General features: G+C 69.2%; 18 protein-coding genes. 1 reads left to right on the top strand and 17 read right to left on the bottom strand.

The features are described 5' to 3' along the window. Positions 1–8 precede the first annotated feature (8 nt). The 11 genes from G6034_RS06710 to pyrR form a co-directional block, all read right to left on the bottom strand. Entirely contained in the window at positions 9–1,403 is a 1,395-nt protein-coding gene (locus G6034_RS06710) for a bifunctional phosphopantothenoylcysteine decarboxylase/phosphopantothenate synthase (RefSeq protein ID WP_176634355.1), read from the bottom strand. A gap of 25 nt (positions 1,404–1,428) precedes the next feature. Further along, positions 1,429–1,686 carry a DNA-directed RNA polymerase subunit omega gene (gene rpoZ, locus G6034_RS06705; RefSeq protein ID WP_176634322.1) on the bottom strand — a complete coding sequence of 86 codons (258 nt, stop codon included), beginning with the start codon at positions 1,684–1,686 and terminating at the stop codon, positions 1,429–1,431. Positions 1,687–1,721: 35 nt separating this feature from the next. Further along, a complete protein-coding gene (gmk, locus tag G6034_RS06700) occupies positions 1,722–2,321 on the bottom strand; it encodes a guanylate kinase (protein WP_343037964.1) in 600 nt (199 codons plus the stop codon). A 17-nt stretch (positions 2,322–2,338) separates the two neighbouring features. After that, positions 2,339–2,659, bottom strand: a complete 321-nt coding sequence (gene mihF / locus G6034_RS06695; RefSeq protein WP_176634321.1) for an integration host factor, actinobacterial type — start codon at positions 2,657–2,659, stop codon at positions 2,339–2,341. A 114-nt stretch (positions 2,660–2,773) separates the two neighbouring features. Further along, positions 2,774–3,643: an orotidine-5'-phosphate decarboxylase gene (gene pyrF / locus G6034_RS06690; protein ID WP_425485467.1), complete on the bottom strand. Its 870-nt coding sequence runs from the start codon at positions 3,641–3,643 to the stop codon at positions 2,774–2,776. Then, entirely contained in the window at positions 3,618–6,944 is a 3,327-nt protein-coding gene (carB, locus tag G6034_RS06685; RefSeq protein ID WP_176634319.1) for a carbamoyl-phosphate synthase large subunit, read from the bottom strand. The genes pyrF and carB overlap by 26 nt, the downstream gene beginning before the upstream one ends. After that, positions 6,944–8,155: a glutamine-hydrolyzing carbamoyl-phosphate synthase small subunit gene (gene carA / locus G6034_RS06680; protein ID WP_176634318.1), complete on the bottom strand. Its 1,212-nt coding sequence runs from the start codon at positions 8,153–8,155 to the stop codon at positions 6,944–6,946. The genes carB and carA overlap by 1 nt, the downstream gene beginning before the upstream one ends. Continuing rightward, positions 8,148–8,723 carry a PH-like domain-containing protein gene (locus G6034_RS06675; RefSeq protein ID WP_176634317.1) on the bottom strand — a complete coding sequence of 192 codons (576 nt, stop codon included), beginning with the start codon at positions 8,721–8,723 and terminating at the stop codon, positions 8,148–8,150. Before G6034_RS06675 ends, carA begins: the two co-directional genes overlap by 8 nt. Next, positions 8,723–10,048, bottom strand: a complete 1,326-nt coding sequence (locus G6034_RS06670) for a dihydroorotase (protein WP_176634316.1) — start codon at positions 10,046–10,048, stop codon at positions 8,723–8,725. Before G6034_RS06670 ends, G6034_RS06675 begins: the two co-directional genes overlap by 1 nt. Continuing rightward, positions 10,045–11,067: an aspartate carbamoyltransferase catalytic subunit gene (locus G6034_RS06665; protein ID WP_176634315.1), complete on the bottom strand. Its 1,023-nt coding sequence runs from the start codon at positions 11,065–11,067 to the stop codon at positions 10,045–10,047. Before G6034_RS06665 ends, G6034_RS06670 begins: the two co-directional genes overlap by 4 nt. Continuing rightward, on the bottom strand, positions 11,064–11,672 hold the full coding sequence (gene pyrR, locus G6034_RS06660) for a bifunctional pyr operon transcriptional regulator/uracil phosphoribosyltransferase PyrR (protein ID WP_176634314.1): 609 nt from the start codon (positions 11,670–11,672) through the stop codon (positions 11,064–11,066). The genes G6034_RS06665 and pyrR overlap by 4 nt, the downstream gene beginning before the upstream one ends. Before the next feature lie 251 nt (positions 11,673–11,923). Here pyrR and G6034_RS06655 point away from each other — a divergent pair, with 251 nt between their 5' ends. Then, entirely contained in the window at positions 11,924–13,201 is a 1,278-nt protein-coding gene (locus G6034_RS06655; RefSeq protein WP_176634313.1) for a PrsW family intramembrane metalloprotease, read from the top strand. Between the two features lie 60 nt (positions 13,202–13,261). On the opposite strand, the gene nusB is transcribed toward G6034_RS06655, so the two are convergent. The 6 genes from nusB to aroC all read right to left on the bottom strand — a co-directional run bounded on the left by nusB (position 13,262) and on the right by aroC (position 17,719). After that, positions 13,262–13,675, bottom strand: coding sequence for a transcription antitermination factor NusB (gene nusB / locus G6034_RS06650; RefSeq protein ID WP_176634353.1), 414 nt, complete (start codon positions 13,673–13,675; stop codon positions 13,262–13,264). Positions 13,676–13,707: 32 nt separating this feature from the next. Next, a complete protein-coding gene (gene efp, locus G6034_RS06645; RefSeq protein ID WP_176634312.1) occupies positions 13,708–14,271 on the bottom strand; it encodes an elongation factor P in 564 nt (187 codons plus the stop codon). A gap of 81 nt (positions 14,272–14,352) precedes the next feature. After that, entirely contained in the window at positions 14,353–14,853 is a 501-nt protein-coding gene (locus G6034_RS06640) for a tetratricopeptide repeat protein (protein WP_176634311.1), read from the bottom strand. Beyond that, positions 14,854–15,945 carry a 3-dehydroquinate synthase gene (aroB, locus tag G6034_RS06635; protein ID WP_176634310.1) on the bottom strand — a complete coding sequence of 364 codons (1,092 nt, stop codon included), beginning with the start codon at positions 15,943–15,945 and terminating at the stop codon, positions 14,854–14,856. Continuing rightward, a complete protein-coding gene (locus tag G6034_RS06630) occupies positions 15,942–16,520 on the bottom strand; it encodes a shikimate kinase (RefSeq protein ID WP_176634309.1) in 579 nt (192 codons plus the stop codon). Before G6034_RS06630 ends, aroB begins: the two co-directional genes overlap by 4 nt. Then, positions 16,520–17,719, bottom strand: coding sequence for a chorismate synthase (gene aroC, locus G6034_RS06625; RefSeq protein ID WP_176634308.1), 1,200 nt, complete (start codon positions 17,717–17,719; stop codon positions 16,520–16,522). The genes G6034_RS06630 and aroC overlap by 1 nt, the downstream gene beginning before the upstream one ends. Positions 17,720–17,745: the final 26 nt, after the last annotated feature.

The following is a 17,745-nucleotide window of genomic DNA, read 5'->3' as shown; positions in this document are numbered from 1 at the left end:
GCCGCGCCTCACGTGGCGCCGAGCCGCTCCGCTATGACCCGCACGACGGCGTCCGCCACCTGGCGCTTGGACCCTGCGGCCTGCACGGGCCCGGCACCGTCGCGGGACAGGATCTCGACCTGATTACCGTCCCGGCCAAATACCTTTTCCTGCCCGGTCTCCCCCGGGCCCACCTCGTTGACCACCAGCAGGTCGCAGCCCTTGCGGGCCAGCTTGGCCTCGGCATAGCTGCGGGCGTCGTGTTCGTCGTCGCCGGTCTCGGCGGCAAAGCCGACAATGAGCTGGGACAGGTTCTGCGCTGCCCGGTGCGCGACGAGCTCCACGAGGATGTCCGGGTTGCGGACCAGCTTGATGACGGGGTCCGCGACGTCGTCGCGCTTCTTGATCTTGCCCGTGGAAACGGTGGACGGGCGGAAGTCGGCCACCGCGGCGGCCATGATCACCACATCCGCGCCCGCCGCCGCGGACAGTGTTGCCGCCCGCAGTTCCAACGCCGTGTCCACGCTGTGCTGTTTGGCGTCCCGCGGCGGCGCCACGTCCATGTGGGCGTGGATCAGGATGACCTCGGCACCCGCGGCGAGGGCTGATTCGGCCAGGGCCACCCCCTGCTTGCCCGAGGACTTGTTGCCCAGGAACCGCACCGGGTCCAGGGGTTCGCGCGTGCCGCCGGCCGTGATGACCACCCGCCTGCCCTGCAGGAGCTGGCTGCGGCCGGCGGCTTGATCCCCAACCGTGCCTTCGGCCCCGGGGTCGGCGCCGGCCGGGAGGGCCGCCGACACATCCGGCGCAGGGTCGGAACCGTGCGCGGCGGAGGACGGGGGCTCGGAGGGCGACGGCTCGGAGGGCGGGGACCCCGCGGCGTAGCGGTCGGCGGGGACGCCGTGCACCAGGGCCAGGGCCGCGGCAAGGATTTCTTCGGGCTCCGGCAGGCGGCCGGGGCCGGTGTCGGGTCCGGTGAGCCTGCCCGTGGCGGGCTCCAGGACATGGACGCCACGGGAGCGCAGCGTGGCCACATTGGCCTGGGTGGCGGCATGGCGCCACATTTCGGTGTGCATGGCCGGGGCGAACAGAACCGGCCCGCGCGCCATGAGCAGCGTGGTGGTCAGGAGGTCGCTGGCCAGGCCCGCGGCGGCCTTGGCCAGGACGTCAGCCGTGGCCGGGGCCACCACGATGAGGTCGGCCTCGTGGCCGATCCGCACGTGGTTGACCGTTTCCACCGCGTCAAAGACGCTGTTGGTGGCGGGCCGGCCGCTGAGGGCCTCCCACGTGGCCACGCCCACAAACTTCGTGGCGGCCTCCGTGGGGATGACAGTGACGCGGTGGCCGGCTTCCGTGAAGAGGCGCAGCAGCAGGGCGGACTTGTAGGCGGCGATGCCGCCGCCCACCCCCAGGACAATGTTCAGCACGGCCACGGGCCGGGGACCGCCCTTAAGCGGCTTCGATCGGCGTGGAGACCAGCAGGCCCTCGTCGATCTCGCGGAAGGCGATGGAGAGCGACTTCTCGTTCAGCTTGGTATCCACCAGCGGGCCGACGTACTCGAACAGGCCCTCGTGGAGCTGCGCGTAGTAGGCGTTGATCTGGCGTGCGCGCTTGGCACCAAAGATGACCAGCCCATACTTCGAGTCCGCGGCTTCAAGCAGGGAGTCGATGGACGGGTTGATGATGCCTTCGGGCTGTGTAGTCAATGTACTTCTCCAAAATCTGTGTGGGTGGTGCCGGGTCAGTCATCGTGGCAGGGCGTTAGCCCCATCAGGGTGACAAGCTCGGCTGCGGCGCGGCTGACATCATCGTTGACGATGGTGAAGTCAAACTCCGGTTGGGCAGCAAGTTCCAGTTTAGCGGTTTCCAGACGGCGGTGCTGTTCCTCCGGCGATTCCGTGCCGCGGCCCACCAGCCGACGGACCAGTTCTTCCCAGCTGGGCGGGGAGAGAAACACGAAATCGGCCTCGGGCATGGCGGCTTTTACCTGCCGGGCACCCTGCAGGTCGATCTCCAGAAGCACCGATCGGCCGGCGGCAACGGCCGACTCAACGGTGCTGCGCAGGGTGCCGTAGCGGTTGGTCCCGTGGACCACGGCCCATTCGAGCAGGTCGCCGTGGCCGATGAGCTCGTCAAACTGCTCGGGCGTCTTGAAGAAGTAGTGCACGCCCTCCACCTCGCCCGGCCGGGCCTTGCGGGTGGTCGCGGAAACGGACAGCCACACCTGCGGGTAGTTGTCCCGGATGAAGGTGGAGACCGTGCCCTTCCCGACGGCGGTGGGCCCGGCCAGGACGGTCACGCCGCTGCGGGGCTTGGCCCGCACGGTGTTTTCGCCAGGCACGTGGACGGCCGTACCGCTCACAGTTCCGGGCCCAGATAGTCCACAAGCATGCGGCGCTGGTGGATGCCCAGGCCCCGCAAGCGGCGGGTTGGGGCTATGCCCAGCTCGCTCATGATCACAGTTGCACGTACCTTTCCAATGCCCGGGAGGGCTTCCAATAAGTCTGTCACCTTCAGCCGGCCCAGGGCGGGTTCCTCCGCTGAGGCGGCTATGACTTCCGCCACGGACACGGCCCCCGCCTTCAGCCTGGCCTTGGTGTACGAGCGGAGGGTGCGTGCCGCCGCCGCCTTCCGCAGTGCCGCCGCGCGTTCCTGGTCTGAGAGTGGCGGCAAACTCACAACGGGCTCCTTGGCGTGGCAGCGGTGCGGACAGGTTCTGCACAACGGGGTGTGAATTGAACCTATCCGCACCTGGGCGCCAAAATCAATCCACGGGCGCCGGGTCCGCGTGCCTCAGAGTCCCTGCACGGTGTCCTCCGCGGCCCGGCGCAGTGCCGCAACCTCCGGACCGGCCGTGAGGATGCCGCGGCTGGACGTGGCCAGGACCGCCGGGTAGGCGGCTCCGAATGTGTCCCTGAGGTCCCGCGCCGTTGCCCCCTGGGCACCGAGACCCGGGGCAAGGATGGGGCCGTGCACGGCGGCCAGGTCGATGCCCAGGTCCACCAGCGCCGTCCCCACCGTGGCGCCCACCACCAGACCCACCGAGCCGAGGGCCCGCTCCGCCCAGTGCTGGTTTTCGACGGCGGCCGCCTGCGCCATGCGCAGCGCCACGGACTCGGTGCCGCCCGCATGCTGGACGGAGGCGCCTTCCGGGTTGGAGGTCAGTGCGAGCACGAACACCCCCCGTCCGCTGGCGGCTGCCAGGTCCAGTGCGGGGCGCAGCGACTCAAAGCCCAGGTACGGGCTCAGCGTCACGGAGTCGGCGGCCAGGGCCGAGCCGTCGCGCAGCCACGCATCGGCGTAGCCGGCCATGGTGGACCCGATGTCCCCGCGCTTGGCGTCCGCAATGGTCATTACCCCGGCCTGGGCCGCTGCCGCGAGGAGCTCCTCGAGCACGGCGAAGCCGGCCGAGCCGTGGCGCTCGTAGAGCGCCACCTGCGGCTTGACGGCCGTGGCCACCGGCGCCACGGCCTCCAGCACCGTCAGCGAAAACGTGCGCAGGGCCTGCACGGAGTCGCCCAGCCCCCAGGCCGCCAGCAGCCCCGGGTGCGGATCGATGCCGACGCAGAGCGGGCCGCGTGCCTGCATGGCGGCGGCGAGGCGCGCGCCGAACGGCAACCGCCCGGCGTCGTGCGCGCTAGGCATGCTGCGACGCCAGGGCATGCTGCGCGGCCAGGCCGGCCTGCAGGACCAGGGCGTGTTCCTGCAGGCTCGTCACGTCCCATTCGTAGCTGCGCAGGGCCTCCATGGCCTGGACGGCCACGTTGAATTCTGCCACGGTGGTGATGCAGGGGCGGCCGTTGGAGACCGCCGCCGCACGGATCTCGTAGCCGTCGCCGCGGGCCTGCCCGCCGGAGGGGGTGTTGAAGATCATGTCGATCCCGCCATTGTTGATCAGGTCCACAATGGTGCCTTCGCCGTCGTCGGAGGTTCCCTCGCCAATCTTGCGGACCCTGGTGGCATGGATCCCGTTGCGGCGCAGGACGTCCGCCGTGCCACCGGTGGAGACGATCTCGTAGCCGAGGTCGACAAGGCGCTTGACGGCCATGATGATGGAGCGCTTGTCCCGGTTGGCGACGGAGACAAACACCTTGCCGGAGACGGGCAGGGCGCCGTTGGCTGCGGCCTGGCTCTTGGCGAAGGCGGTGTCAAAGTGCTTGTCAATGCCCATGACCTCCCCGGTGGAGCGCATTTCCGGGCCCAGCAGGGAATCCACGACATGGCCTTCCGGGGTGCGGAAGCGGTTGAACGGCATGACGGCTTCCTTCACGGCCACGGGGGCCGAGTCGGGCAGCGAGCCGCCGTCCCCCACCTCGGGCAGGATGTGGTGGACGCTGCGCAGGTGGGCGATGGACACGCCGGTGCCGATGAGGGCGGCCGCCTTGGCCATCTGCACACCCGTGGCCTTGGAGACGAACGGCACGGTGCGTGACGCGCGCGGGTTGGCCTCGAGCACGTACAGGACGTCGGAGGCCAGGGCGAACTGGATGTTGATCAGGCCGCGCACCCCCACGCCTTCGGCGATGGCGCGGGTCGCCGCGCGGACGCGGTCCTGCACGTCCTGCCCCAGCGTGATGGGCGGCAGCACGCAGGCGGAGTCGCCGGAGTGGATGCCGGCCTCCTCGATGTGCTCCATGATGCCGCCCAGGTACATGTCCTTGCCGTCGAAGAGCGCATCGACGTCGATTTCGATGGCGTCCTCGAGGAACCTGTCGATCAGGACCGGGTGCGCCTCGGTGATTTCGGTGGCGTTCTTGATGTAGCGCGAGAGGTTCGCCTCGTCATAGACGATCTCCATGCCGCGCCCGCCCAGCACGTAGGACGGGCGGACCAGGACGGGGTAGCCGATCTCGTCGGCAATCTTCTTGGCGTCGTTGAAGGAGACGGCCGTGCCGTTCTTCGGGGAAATCAGCCCGGCCTCGTCCAGGACGCGGGAAAACATGCCGCGGTGCTCGGCCAGGTCGATCGCCTTCGGCGAGGTGCCCAGGATCGGGACGCCTGCGTCGGCCAGGGCCTGCGCCAGCTTCAGCGGGGTCTGCCCGCCGAGCTGGACAAAGACGCCCATGACGCCGCCGGTGCGTTCCTCGGCGGCGATGACCTCCAGCACGTCCTCGAGGGTCAGCGGCTCAAAGTACAGGCGCGTGGAGACGTCGTAGTCGGTGGAGACGGTTTCCGGGTTGCAGTTGACCATGACGGTCTCGTAGCCGGCCTTGCGCAGCGCCATGGAGGCGTGGACGCAGGAGTAGTCGAACTCGATGCCCTGCCCAATCCGGTTGGGGCCGGAGCCGAGGATGATGATGGAGGGCTTGGCGTGCAGGCCGATCTCATCCTCCTCGTCGTAGGACGAGTAGTGGTACGGGGTGTAGGCGGCAAACTCCGCGGCGCAGGTGTCCACCGTCTTGTACACGGGGCGGATGTCCAGCGCCTGGCGGACGCCGCGCACCACGGCCTCGGAGTTGTGCGTCAGGGCGCCGATCTGGGCGTCGGAGAAGCCGTGGCGCTTGGCCAGCCTCAGCATCTCCGGCGTGAGCGCCGTAGACTGGCGGATCGTGGCCGAGATCTCGTTCAGCAGCACCAGCTGGTCCAGGAACCAGGGGTCGATCCAGGTGGCCGCGTACAGCTCCTCGACGGTCCCGCCGCCCAGCAGCGCGCGCTGCACCTGGGACAGCCGGTCCGTCGTCGGGCGCTTGGCGGCCTCAATGAGGTCCGGCACGTCCAGGGCGTTGACCGAGCTGAAGTCCAGGCTGGCGCCCTTTTGCTCGAGGGACCGCAGCGCCTTCTGCAGTGCCTCGGTGAAGTTGCGGCCGATCGCCATGGCCTCGCCGACGCTCTTCATGGTGGTGGTCAGGGTGGGGTCCGCCGCCGGAAACTTCTCAAACGCGAAGCGGGGAACCTTGACCACGACGTAGTCAAGCGTCGGTTCGAAGGAGGCGGGCGTCTTCTGCGTGATGTCGTTGGGGATCTCGTCCAGCGTGTAGCCCAGGGACAGCTTGGTGGCGATCTTGGCGATCGCGAAGCCGGTGGCCTTGGAGGCCAGCGCCGAGGAGCGGGAGACGCGCGGGTTCATCTCAATGACGACGACGCGCCCGGTGTCCGGTTCGATCGCGAACTGGATGTTGCAGCCGCCGGTGTCCACGCCCACCTCGCGGATGACGGCGATGGAGATGTCGCGCAGGTTCTGGTACTCGCGGTCCGTGAGGGTCATGGCCGGGGCCACCGTGATGGAGTCGCCCGTGTGGACGCCCACCGGGTCAAAGTTTTCAATGGAGCACACAACAACGACGTTGTCGTTCTTGTCGCGCATCATCTCCAGTTCGTATTCCTTCCAGCCCAGGATGCTCTCCTCGAGCAGGACCTCGGTGGTGGGGCTGTACTGCAGGCCCTGGCCCACAATGCGTTCCAGGTCCTCCGGGCTGTACGCCAGGCCGGAGCCCAGCCCGCCCATGGTGAAGGAGGGGCGGACCACCATGGGGTAACCCAGGTCCTCGGCGGCCGTGAACGCCTCCTCCATGGTGTGGATGATGTGGCTGCGGGCCGATTCCGCGCCGCAGCGCTCCACGACGCCCTTGAACTTTTCGCGGTCCTCGCCAAGCTCGATCGCGGCGATGTTGGCGCCGATCAGCTCCACGTTGTACTTGGCCAGCACGCCCGCTTTGTCCAGGGCGATGGCCGTGTTCAGGGCCGTCTGCCCGCCCAGGGTGGGCAGGATGGCGTCGGGGCGCTCCTTGGCGATGATCTTTTCCACCACTTCGGGGGTGATGGGCTCCACGTAGGTGGCGTCGGCAAATTCGGGGTCGGTCATGATGGTGGCCGGGTTGGAGTTGACCAGGATGACCCGCAGGCCCTCCTCCTTCAACACGCGCAGCGCCTGGGTGCCGGAGTAGTCAAACTCGGCGGCCTGGCCGATCACGATGGGCCCGGATCCAATGACCAGGACGGACTTCAGGTCTTCTCTCTTCGGCATTACTTGGATTCCTCGGTCTCGGTCTGGGCGGCTGCGGGGTTGCTCTGGTACTGGCCCATCAGTGCGATGAACCGGTCAAACAGGTAGGCGGCGTCGTGTGGGCCGGCCGCCGCCTCCGGGTGGTACTGGACCGAGAAGGCGGGGATGTCCAGGCAGGACAGGCCCTCGACCACCTGGTCGTTGAGGCTGATGTGGCTGACCTCGACCTTGCCGAAGCGCTCCTCGGGGGCCAGGGTGGAGCCGTCGAGCGGCGCGTCAACGGCGAAGCCGTGGTTCTGGCTGGTGATTTCCACCTTGCCGGTGCCGCGGTCCATGACCGGCTGGTTCATTCCCCGGTGTCCGTAGCGCAGCTTGTAGGTGCCAAAGCCGAGGGCGCGGCCCAGGATCTGGTTGCCGAAGCAGATGCCGAAGTAGGGCACCCCGGCCTCCAGGAAGCTGCGCACAAAGCCGACCTGGCGGTCCGCGGTGGCGGGGTCGCCGGGGCCGTTGGAGAGGAACACGCCGTCGGGCTTGAACGCCATGGCCTCCTCAAAGGTGGTGGCGGCCGGCAGCACGTGCACGCGCACGCCGCGTTCGGCGAAGCGGTGCGGGGTCATCGACTTCATGCCCAGGTCCAGGGCGACGATGGTGAAGACCGGCTCCCCGTTCCAGCCGTGTTCCGAAGGTTCGACGGCGTAGGCCTGGCCCACGCTGACCTCCTCCGCGAGCTGGAGGCCCTCCATGGACGGCTGCGCAAGGACCTCCTGCAGGAGATCGGACGCAGGGCGGCCCGCGGCGTCGCCGGAGAAGATGCCGGCCTTCATGGCGCCGCGTTCGCGCAGGTGCCGGGTGATGGCGCGGGTGTCCACCCCCTGGATGCCCACGATCCCCTGGGTGGAAAGTTCGTCGTCGAGCGTTCCTTCCGAGCGCCAGTTGGACGGGCGGCGGGCGGCGTCGCGGACCACGTAGCCGGCGGCCCAGATCCGCGTCGACTCGTTGTCCGCGGCGTTGACGCCGGTGTTGCCGATGTGCGGGGCCGTCTGGACGATCAGCTGGCGGGCGTAGGAGGGGTCGGTCAACGTCTCCTGGTAGCCGGTCATGCCGGTGGTGAACACCGCCTCCCCGAGCGTGGTTCCCACGGCGCCGTAGCTGGTGCCGCGGAAGGCGCGGCCGTCTTCCAGCAGCAGCAGTGCTGGTGTTGTTGTACGTGCGGGCACGCGTGCTTCACTCATTCTCATCGTTCCTTCTCGTCGTGTCTGCTTCAGGTAGTTCCGTGCGCTGCGCCTGCGGGGAATGCGCCTGCGGGGCTTCGGCCGGGACCAGGGCCTTCAGGGCCTGGAGCAGCGGTTTCTTCGCCGTGGCCTCGGTGGTGCGGAATCCGGTGTCGACCAGCTTGCCGCCCAGCCGCCAGGTGATGACGACCAGGCCGTCCGCTTCCACGAACTTGCCGGCCATGCCCGCCTGCGTGGTGACTTCCTCAAGGGCGCCGGCGGCGATGTAGATGTCCGGGGCCCCCTTGCGGAGCAGGAGCACGCCGGTGTCGCGCAGTTCCAATACCGCGTTGGTGCGGATGCCCATCCCGTGGACGGCGATCCTGTCCAGCCAGTCGCCGGCCGAGGTGGTGGTGACGTACTGGCCGGCCACGCTCAGGACCGCCGGTGCCGCGTCGTCCGGGACGGCGGGGAGGTCGGCGACGCCGGCCTGTCGCCGGAGCCTCCCGCGCCAGCCCCACCACATGAGGGCAAAGATGGCCAGCAGGATCGCCAGGGTGATGAGGACGGGGACTGTGCGCGCGCCCACTACCGCGCCCCGTGGAGGTAGGGGGTGTTCAGCCTGCCGTCCAGGACCGTGGGGTGGCCGCGGAAGAACGTGGCCACCACGCGGCCGGGCAGTTCCATCCCGGCAAACGGGGAGTTGCGTCCCTTGGTGGCCATGGCGGCGGGGTCCACGTTCCAGCGGGCGGCGGGGTCCACCAGCACAATGTTTGCCGGCTCGCCCGGCTCCAGGGGGCGGCCCTGGTCCCCGAGCCTCCCGATGGCCGCCGGGGCGGCGGAGGTGACGCGGGCAAAGTCCGCCCACGTCATGAGGCCGGATTCGATCATGGTCTCCTGGACCACGGACAGCGCCGTTTCCAGCCCTGTCATGCCCATGGCGGCGGCCGCCCACTCGCACTCCTTGGCCTCGCTGGGGTGCGGGGCGTGGTCGGTGCCGACGATGTCGATGGTGCCGTCGGCCAGCGCCGCGCGCAGCGCATGGACGTCCTCGTCCGCCCGCAGCGGCGGGTTGACCTTGTAGACGGGGTCCCAGCTGCGCACCAGCTCCTCGGTGAGCAGGAGGTGGTGCGGGGTGACCTCCGCCGTGACACAGATGCCGCGCCCCTTGGCCCAGCGGATGATCTCCACCGAGCCGGCCGTGGACACGTGGCACACGTGGAGCCGGGAACCCACATGCTGGGCCAGCAGGACGTCGCGGGCGATGATGGACTCCTCGGCCACGGCGGGCCAGCCGGCCAACCCGAGGACCGCCGAAACCTTGCCCTCGTTCATTTGGGCGCCGGCCGTCAGGCGGGGCTCCTGCGCGTGCTGGGCGATGACGCCGTCGAACGCCTTCACGTATTCCAGTGCCCGGCGCATCATGACGGGGTCGCTGACGCAGATGCCGTCGTCCGAAAACACGCGCACGCGGGCGCGGGAGTCGGCCATGGCGCCAAGTTCGGCCAGCTGCTCCCCCGCCAGGCCCACGGTCACGGCACCGACGGGGTGCACGTCCACCCAGCCGGATTCCCGGCCCAGCTGCCAGACCTGCTCGACAACGCCGGCGGTGTCCGCCACGGGAGAGCTGTTGGCCATGGCGTGCACGGCGGTGAAGCCGCCCAGCGCCGCGGCGCGGGTGCCGGTCTCGACGGTTTCGGCGTCCTCGCGGCCGGGCTCGCGCAGGTGGGTGTGGAGGTCCACCATGCCGGGCAGGGCCACCAGGCCGGCGGCGTCGATGACGGTGGCGCCGTCGATGGCAGCCCCGCCCAGGTCCTGACCCACGGCGGCGATGACACCGTCACGGACCAGCACGTCCGCCGTGCCCTTGCCCAGCAGGGAGGCCGAACGGATGAGGTGGCTTGCGTGGATCATGGGTGGTCCTTTGCGGCAGGCTGCGCGAAGGCAGGCAGGGCGGGTGTCGGGACGGCCTTCATGTCCCCGGAGAGCAGCAGGTACAGCGCGGCCATGCGCACGGAGACGCCGTTGCGGACCTGGTCCAGCACCGTGGAGCGGGGCGAATCCGCGGCGCCCGAGGAGATCTCCAGGCCGCGGTTCATGGGGCCTGGGTGCATGACGATGGTGTCCTTGAGCGCCAGCGCGTCGAGCCTGGCGAGCCGGGCGTCGTCGAAGCCCCACCGGCGGGCGTACTCGCGGGCGGAGGGGAAGAATGACGCCTTCATGCGCTCGGCCTGCACGCGAAGCATCATGACGGCGTCGACGCCGGCCTCCAGCGTCGCGTCGAGGTCATAGCTGACCTCGCAGGGCCAGTGTTCGACGCCGACCGGCAGCAGGGTGGGCGGGGCGACGAGCGTGACGCGGGCTCCAAGCGTGCGCAGCAGCCAGACGTTGGAGCGGGCCACGCGGGAGTGCAGCACGTCCCCGACGATCAGCACGCGCATGCCGGCGAGGTCGCCGCCCACGGACGGGGTGCCCGTCAGCCGTGCCCAGTGGGTGCGCATGGTGAATGCATCCAGGAGGGCCTGCGTGGGGTGGGCGTGGGTGCCGTCGCCGGCGTTGATGACGGCAGCGTCGATCCAGCCCGAGGTGGCCAGCCGGGCTGGCGCGCCGGAGGCCCAGTGCCGGATGACGACGGCGTCCGCGCTCATGGCTTCCAGGGTCTGCGCCGTGTCCTTCAGGGATTCCCCCTTGGAGACCGAGGAGCCCTTGGCGCTGAAGTTGATGACGTCCGCGGAAAGGCGCTTCGCGGCTGCCTCAAAGGAGATCCGGGTGCGCGTGGAGTCCTCGAAGAACAGGTTCACCACGGTGCGCCCGCGCAGGGCCGGCAGCTTCTTGACCTCGCGTTCGCCCACGGCCGACATTTCCTGGGCGGTGTCCAGGATGGCGATGGCGTTGTCCCTGCCGAGGCTTTCCGTGTCCAGCAGGTGCCTCATGCGCCGGCCTCGATCACAACTTCGTCCGCGGTGCCCGGGCCGTCAATTTCGGCGAGGCGCACGCGAACCTTCTCGGACGAGGAGGTGGGCAGGTTCTTGCCCACGTGGTCGGCGCGGATGGGAAGCTCCCGGTGGCCGCGGTCCACCAGGACGGCCAGGCGCACTGCCTGGGGGCGGCCCAGGTCAACGAGGGCGTCCAGGGCCGCGCGGATGGTGCGCCCGGAATACAGGACGTCGTCTACGAGCACCACCACCTTTCCGTCTATGCCAGTCGCCGGCAGCTCGGTGCGCTGGGGTGCGCGGGTGGGCTGGTGGGCCAGGTCGTCACGGAACATGGTCACGTCAAGCTGTCCGGTGATGGCTGCGGGGTCGATGCTTGGATCGGTGGCGGCCAGCTTGGCGGCCAGGCGCTGCGCGAGCGGGAAGCCGCGCCGCGGGATGCCCAGGAGCAGGAGGTTCGCCGAGCCCTTGTTGGCTTCCAGGATTTCATAGGCGATGCGGGTCAATGCGCGGTCAATGTCCGCCGCTGACAGGACCGTACGGGACGAGTTGGGCGTTGCCGCGCTGGACGGGCTTTGCCCGGATGGTGCAGGGGTGCTGGCCAATTTTCTCGCGTCCCCTTTCCCCGCCTCACTGGACGGAATTAAAAGGTTGGTTGCTGTCCCAAAACTATCACAGCGTCTCGGCCGCCAGCGCCGCCGTGGGCCCACGTGCGGGGCCCCTCGGCCGCTAGCGCCGTCGCGCCCTCCCCACACTCGCTGGCTCCCCAGCGGCTCCCACCGCTCGCAAGCTCGCAGCGGGACCCTCGCCGCCGTGGGCCCACGTGCGGGGCCCCTCGGCCGCTAGGCTTGGACTTATGAGCGAACCGGGTAACTGGCAGGACCAGGCGGGGCGGCCTCCGCTGGGGGAACCGGGCACGCAGCTGACCCCGGCCGCCCAATATTGGTCGCATCCGGCGCCGGCATCCCACCGCTCCAGGCGGCTGCACCCGGGGGCCAAGGTGACGAACCTCATCCTGCTGTGCGTGTTCCTGACCGTGGCCGTGGGCACCCTGGCGGTGTTCGCTTTCTCGATCGGCGCCAGCGTCTTCCTGGTGTGCGGGGCGCTGGCCCTGATCCCGCTGGCCATCTGCGTCACGACGCTCATGTGGATTGACCGGTGGGAGCCGGAGCCGAAGTCGGCCCTGGCCCTCGGGTTTTGCTGGGGCGCGGGCACGGCCGTGGTGACCGCCTTGGTGGTGGGGGGCTGGGTGCAGCCGCTGCTCATGGCCTCCAATGCCTCTGCCGATCCGGACATGGTCGGCGCCGTGGTCCAGGCGCCCCTCGTGGAGGAAATCTGCAAGGGCGCCGGCGTGCTGTTGCTGTTTTTCCTGCGGCGCCGCACCTTCGACGGACCCGTTGACGGCGTGGTCTATGCCGGCATCATTGCGGCCGGCTTCGCCTTCACCGAGAACATCCTCTACTTCGGGCAGGCGTTCAACGACAGCGGCGGGCAGCCGGGCGGGCTCGTGGGGATATTCATCATGCGGGGGCTGATGTCCCCGTTTGCGCATGTCATGTTCACCGGCGCCCTGGGTGCCTGCGTGGGCTACGCCGCCCGCCACGGCGGTCCGGCCATGGTGCTTGGCGCCTGGTTCGTGGGCCTGGTCCCGGCCATGCTGCTGCACGGTCTGTGGAACAGCCTGACGTTCATCCATGGCAACTTCTTTGTGCTGTACCTGGTGTTGCAGGTCCCGGTCTTTGTCCTGTTCATCACCGGGATCATCTTCCTGCGGCGCGCTGAAGCCCGGCTGACGCGCCGGCGACTCTCGGACTACGTCCCGTCCGGCTGGTTCAGCCAGCCCGAGGTGCCGATGCTCGCCTCGGCTTCCGGCCGGCGCCGTGTGCTGGCGTGGTCAAGGACCTTTGGGGCGGGAAACATCATGAAGGAGTTCATCCGGCTGGCGACGCGGCTGGCGTTCACCCGCCAGCGCCTCCTGGTGGATGCCAAGGGAGCCGCCGGCTCGGCCGCGGCCGCACGCTTCGCCGCGGCCCAGGTGCAGGAGCTGGAACTTCTCAACGCCGCGACGGCGGCGCGCAGCGAATTGCTGAGGCGCCACGGCGCCGCCGCCTGGAATGCCCGGCACCGCCCCTGAAACAATTGGGCGCGCGGAACAATTGGGCGCGCGGAAACAATTGGGCGCGCGGCGGGCTGGCTAGGCGAGCAGGGTGGGCTTGACCTGCTGCAGGCGGCCCAGCAGCCCGTTGATGAATTGCGGGGACTCGTCCGTGGAGAGCACCTTGGCCAGCTCAACGGCTTCGCTGACGGCGACCGCGTCGGGAACGTCGTCGTTGTACAGCAGCTCCCAGGCCCCGACACGCAAAATGATGCGGTCGACGGCGGGCATGCGCTCGAGCGTCCAGCCCTGGGAATACGTCTGCAGGTGCTCGTCGATGCCTTCCTGCATGGCGGTGACGCCCTCGACCAGGTCAACCGTGTAGGGGTTGATGATCTGGTCCGTCTTTTCCCGCCGCGCCGTCAGGGCGGAGAACGCGGTCACCCCGCGCTGCTCGGCCTCAAACAGGATGTCCAGGGCGCGGCGGCGCGCCTTGCTGCGGGCGGAGTTCAGTTTGCCTGAAGGGCCCGCTTGACTGCCTGCCACTATTCGCTGACTCGTCCCAGGTAGCTGCCGTCACGGGTGTCGACCTTGACCAGGGTGTTGTTCTCGATGAACAGGGGCACCTGGATCTCGTAGCCGGTTTCCACGGTGGCTGGCTTGGTGCCGGCCGAGGAGCGGTCGCCCTGCAGGCCGGGCTCGGTGTAGGTGATGCGCAGCTGGACCGACGGCGGCAGTTCCAGGTACAGCGGGTTGCCCTCGTGCAGGGCGATGGTGACGTGCAGGTTCTCCAGCATGAAATTGGTGGCGTCGCCGACGGTGGCGCCGGAGACGGTCAGCTGGTCGTAGTTCTGGGTGTCCATGAAGACGAAGTCGTCGCCGTCCTGGTACAGGTACTCGTAGTCGGAGCGGTCGACCGTGGCCGTCTCGATCTTCAGGCCGGCGTTGAACGTCTTGTCAACGACCTTGCCGGAGAGGATGTTGCGCATCTTGGTGCGGACAAAGGCCCCGCCCTTGCCCGGCTTCACGTGCTGGAACTCGATGATGTTCCAGAGCTGTCCCTCAAGTTTGAGAACGGTGCCGTTCTTAATGTCGTTGGTCGTTGCCACAGTAGCCTCTTACGTATAAGTGTTATCAAAAATCCATTGACCATACTACCGCATCGGGTGGCGGCCGCCCGGCGGGCCCGGCTAGCCGCGCTCGGCCAGGTCCAGGGCGCGTTTCAGTGAAACCGTGGAGGAATAGATGGCCGACGCGTCCGCGCCGGCGGCAACACGCCGCTCCAGCGCCGCGGAAAAGCACCGTGCGGCGGCGGGGTAGTTCCCGTTGGAGAAGTACACCTTGCCCAGCTGCTGGTTGACCCACGCCTCCATGGAGGAGTCCGCCACGGTGGGAAGCAGGCCCTTGAGCACGCGCTCGGCCCGGTCGAATTGCCCCATGGCCCGCAGCACCTCGGCGTCCAGGACCTGCAACCGCAGCGACGTCGGGTCCAGCAGGCGGGCGTCTGCCGCCATCTCGGCGGCCTCGGCATTGAGCCCGCGCGCCAGCAGCACGAACACGTGGTCGGCGGCGTCGCCGGATTCCTCCAGGGCGGCAGCACACTCGTCCTCGTCCACCACCTCGGGCAGCAGGGTCTCCGGGTTCACGGCCGTTCCCGGGAACCCCGCCGACGGCCAATCCTTCAGCCCCATCTAGGACGCAATCTCTTGGTAGGCGGCAAAGAGCAGCGACGGGTCCGGCACGTCGAGCATGCCGGGCCGGCCAATCCCGTCCAGGACCACAAAGCGCAGGAGGTCCCCGCGGGTCTTCTTGTCCCTGCGCATGCCGTCCAGCAGCGCCTGCCAGCGGTCCTTGCGGTACGTCAGGGGCAGGCCCATGAGCTCCAGGATGCTGCGGTGGCGGTCAGCCTCGGCGTCGCTGAGCCGGCCCACGCTGCGGGCCAGCTCGGCAGCGAACATCATGCCGACCGAGACGGCCGCGCCGTGCCGCCACGAGTAGCGCTCGGCATGTTCGATGGCGTGGCCCAGCGTGTGGCCGTAGTTGAGGGTTTCACGCAGGCCCTTCTCCGTCAGGTCTTCCGAGACAACCCTGGCCTTGACCGTGATGGCCCGCTCGATCAGCTCGCGCAGCACGTCGGAGCGCGGATCCTTGACGGCCTCCGGGTTGGCCTCGATGAGGTCCAGGATGGCGGGGTCGGCGATGAAGCCGCACTTGACCACCTCGGCCATGCCGGAGAGCAGCTCGTTGGGCGGGAGCGTGTCGAGGGTGTCCAGGTCCACCAGCACTCCGGCCGGCGGGTGGAAGGCGCCCACCAGGTTCTTGCCTTCGGCAGTGTTGATGCCGGTCTTGCCTCCCACCGAGGCGTCTACCATGCCCAGCAGGGACGTGGGGAGATGGACCACCGTGACGCCGCGCAGCCAGGTGGCGGCCACAAAGCCGCCGAGGTCCGTCACGGCCCCGCCGCCCACGGCCACGATGGCGTCCGAGCGGGTGAAGTCGTTTTGGCCCAGCACCTGCCAGCAGAACGCGGCGACCTGGATGTGCTTGCCTTCTTCCGCATCCGGGATCTCGGCGGTGAGGGAGGTGAACCCGGCGGCGGCAAGGTCCTCCCGCACGGCCTCGCCGGTGGCGCGAAGTGCGCGCGGGTGGATGACCAGCACGCGTTTGACCCGCTCGCCCAGCAGGCCGGGAAGCCGGGCCAGCAGCCCGCGGCCCACCACGACGTCGTAGTTATCGGTGGGGGCGGTGCCGGTGACCTTGATGACGGTGTTCAATGCATTCACGGTGCGGTGTTCTCTTTTCTGGATTCAGCGGCCAGCAGGCCAATGAGCCGGTCAACCAGCTCCGGCACGCTTGACGTGCCTACGTCAATGGTGATGTCGGCCAGGCGGGCATAGACGGGGCCGCGGGCGGCCGCGAGCCGCGACCAGGCTGCCAGGGGGTCGGAGGCCAGCAGGGGGCGGCCGGAGCTGCGAATGATCCTTTCCTTGATGATGTCCAGGGTGGCCCGCAGATAAACCACGGTGGCCCGGGCCATCAGCTGCTGCGTTCCGGTGTCCAGCACCGCCCCCCCGCCCAGCGAGAGGACCACGACCTTCGCCTGTGGCGCGTCCAGGACGTCGGCCACGGCGCGTGCTTCCAGCTGGCGGAAGTGGTGCTCCCCGCGGGCGGAAAATATCCGTCCGATGGAGCCGTGCCGGGCGACAATGCGCTGGTCGGTGTCGACAAATTCGAGCCCGAGCCTCCGTGCCAGCTCGGCGCCGATCACCGACTTGCCCACCGCCATGGGCCCGACCATGACGATGGGGCGTTCCGGGAGGTACTGCGGCTCCACGGGCTGTCCCGTCCCCGCTGCCATCAGTGCCCCAAGGTGTCCAGATTGGCCGGGATGGCGGCCAGGTAGCTCTCCATGTTCCGCTTGGTTTCGGACATCGAGTCCCCGCCAAACTTTTCCACGAGGGCATCGGCGAGGACCAGGGCGGTCATCGCCTCGGCGACGACGCCGGCGGCCGGCACGGCGCACACGTCCGAGCGCTGGTGGTGGGCCTTGGCGGCGCCGCCCGTGGCAACGTCGATGGTCTGCAGGGCGCGGGGCACCGTGGCGATGGGCTTCATGGCCGCGCGCACGCGCAGCACGTCCCCGATGCTCATGCCGCCTTCGATGCCGCCGGCGCGGTTGGACGTACGGGCGATGCGGCCGGAGGCGTCGCGCACAATTTCATCGTGTGCGGCGGAGCCGCGCCGGGCGGCGGTGGCAAAGCCGTCGCCGACCTCCACGGCCTTGATGGCCTGGATGCCCATGAGGGCGCCGGCTAGGCGGGAGTCGAGGCGCCGGTCCCAGTGCACGTAGCTGCCCAGTCCCGGCGGCAGGCCGTAGGCGAGGACCTCCACGACGCCGCCGAGCGTCTCGCCTTCCTTGTGTGCGGCATCAACCTCGGCCACCATGGCGGCGGAGGTGGCGGCGTCGAAGCAGCGCAGCGGGTCCGCGTCAAGGGCCGCCACGTCGCTGAAGGCGGGGACGGCGGCGTCCTGCGGGGACGCCACGCCGGCAATCTGGACAGTATGGCTGACGAGCTCCACGCCCACGGCGGCCAGGATCTGCGCCGCCACGGCGCCCAGGGCCACGCGGGTGGCGGTTTCGCGGGCGCTGGCGCGTTCGAGCACGGGGCGCGCTTCGCTGAAGCCGTACTTCTGCATGCCCGTGAAGTCGGCGTGGCCGGGACGGGGGCGGGTCAGGGGGGCGTTGCGGGCCTGCTCGGCCAGTTCGGCGGGGTCCACGGGGTCCGCGGACATGACCTGTTCCCATTTGGGCCATTCGGAGTTGGCGATCTGGATCGCGACGGGGCCGCCTTGGGTGAGTCCGTGGCGCACGCCGCCCACAATGGTGACCACGTCCTGCTCGAACTTCATCCGCGCCCCGCGGCCGTAGCCGAGCCGGCGCCGGGCCAGTGCGTCCCGGATGAGGGCGCTGGTGAGTTCCACCCCGGCCGGCACGCCTTCGATAATTCCCACAAGGGCCGGTCCATGTGATTCCCCGGCGGTCAACCAACGCAACATATCATCCATCCTGCCATGTTCTGCGG

Origin of the sequence: Arthrobacter wenxiniae (assembly GCF_013376105.1) — a bacterium.
GTDB classification, from domain to species: domain Bacteria; phylum Actinomycetota; class Actinomycetes; order Actinomycetales; family Micrococcaceae; genus Specibacter; species Specibacter wenxiniae.
The sequence above is the reverse complement of the archived record's forward strand: the minus strand, read 5'-3'. Positions and strand labels throughout refer to the sequence as shown.

Bases quoted from the DNA above. Each gene is read 5' to 3' on its own strand.
- carA (WP_176634318.1), bottom strand. From the start codon at position 8,155: ATGAGTGAAGCACGCGTGCCCGCACGTACAACAACACCAGCACTGCTG.
- G6034_RS06640 (WP_176634311.1), bottom strand. From the start codon at position 14,853: ATGGGGCTGAAGGATTGGCCGTCGGCGGGGTTCCCGGGAACGGCCGTG.
- aroC (WP_176634308.1), bottom strand. From the start codon at position 17,719: ATGTTGCGTTGGTTGACCGCCGGGGAATCACATGGACCGGCCCTTGTG.
- pyrF (WP_425485467.1), bottom strand. From the start codon at position 3,643: ATGCCCTGGCGTCGCAGCATGCCTAGCGCGCACGACGCCGGGCGGTTG.
- carB (WP_176634319.1), bottom strand. From the start codon at position 6,944: ATGCCGAAGAGAGAAGACCTGAAGTCCGTCCTGGTCATTGGATCCGGG.
- G6034_RS06665 (WP_176634315.1), bottom strand. From the start codon at position 11,067: ATGAGGCACCTGCTGGACACGGAAAGCCTCGGCAGGGACAACGCCATC.
- G6034_RS06630 (WP_176634309.1), bottom strand. From the start codon at position 16,520: ATGGCAGCGGGGACGGGACAGCCCGTGGAGCCGCAGTACCTCCCGGAA.
- G6034_RS06655 (WP_176634313.1), top strand. From the start codon at position 11,924: ATGAGCGAACCGGGTAACTGGCAGGACCAGGCGGGGCGGCCTCCGCTG.
- G6034_RS06670 (WP_176634316.1), bottom strand. From the start codon at position 10,048: ATGATCCACGCAAGCCACCTCATCCGTTCGGCCTCCCTGCTGGGCAAG.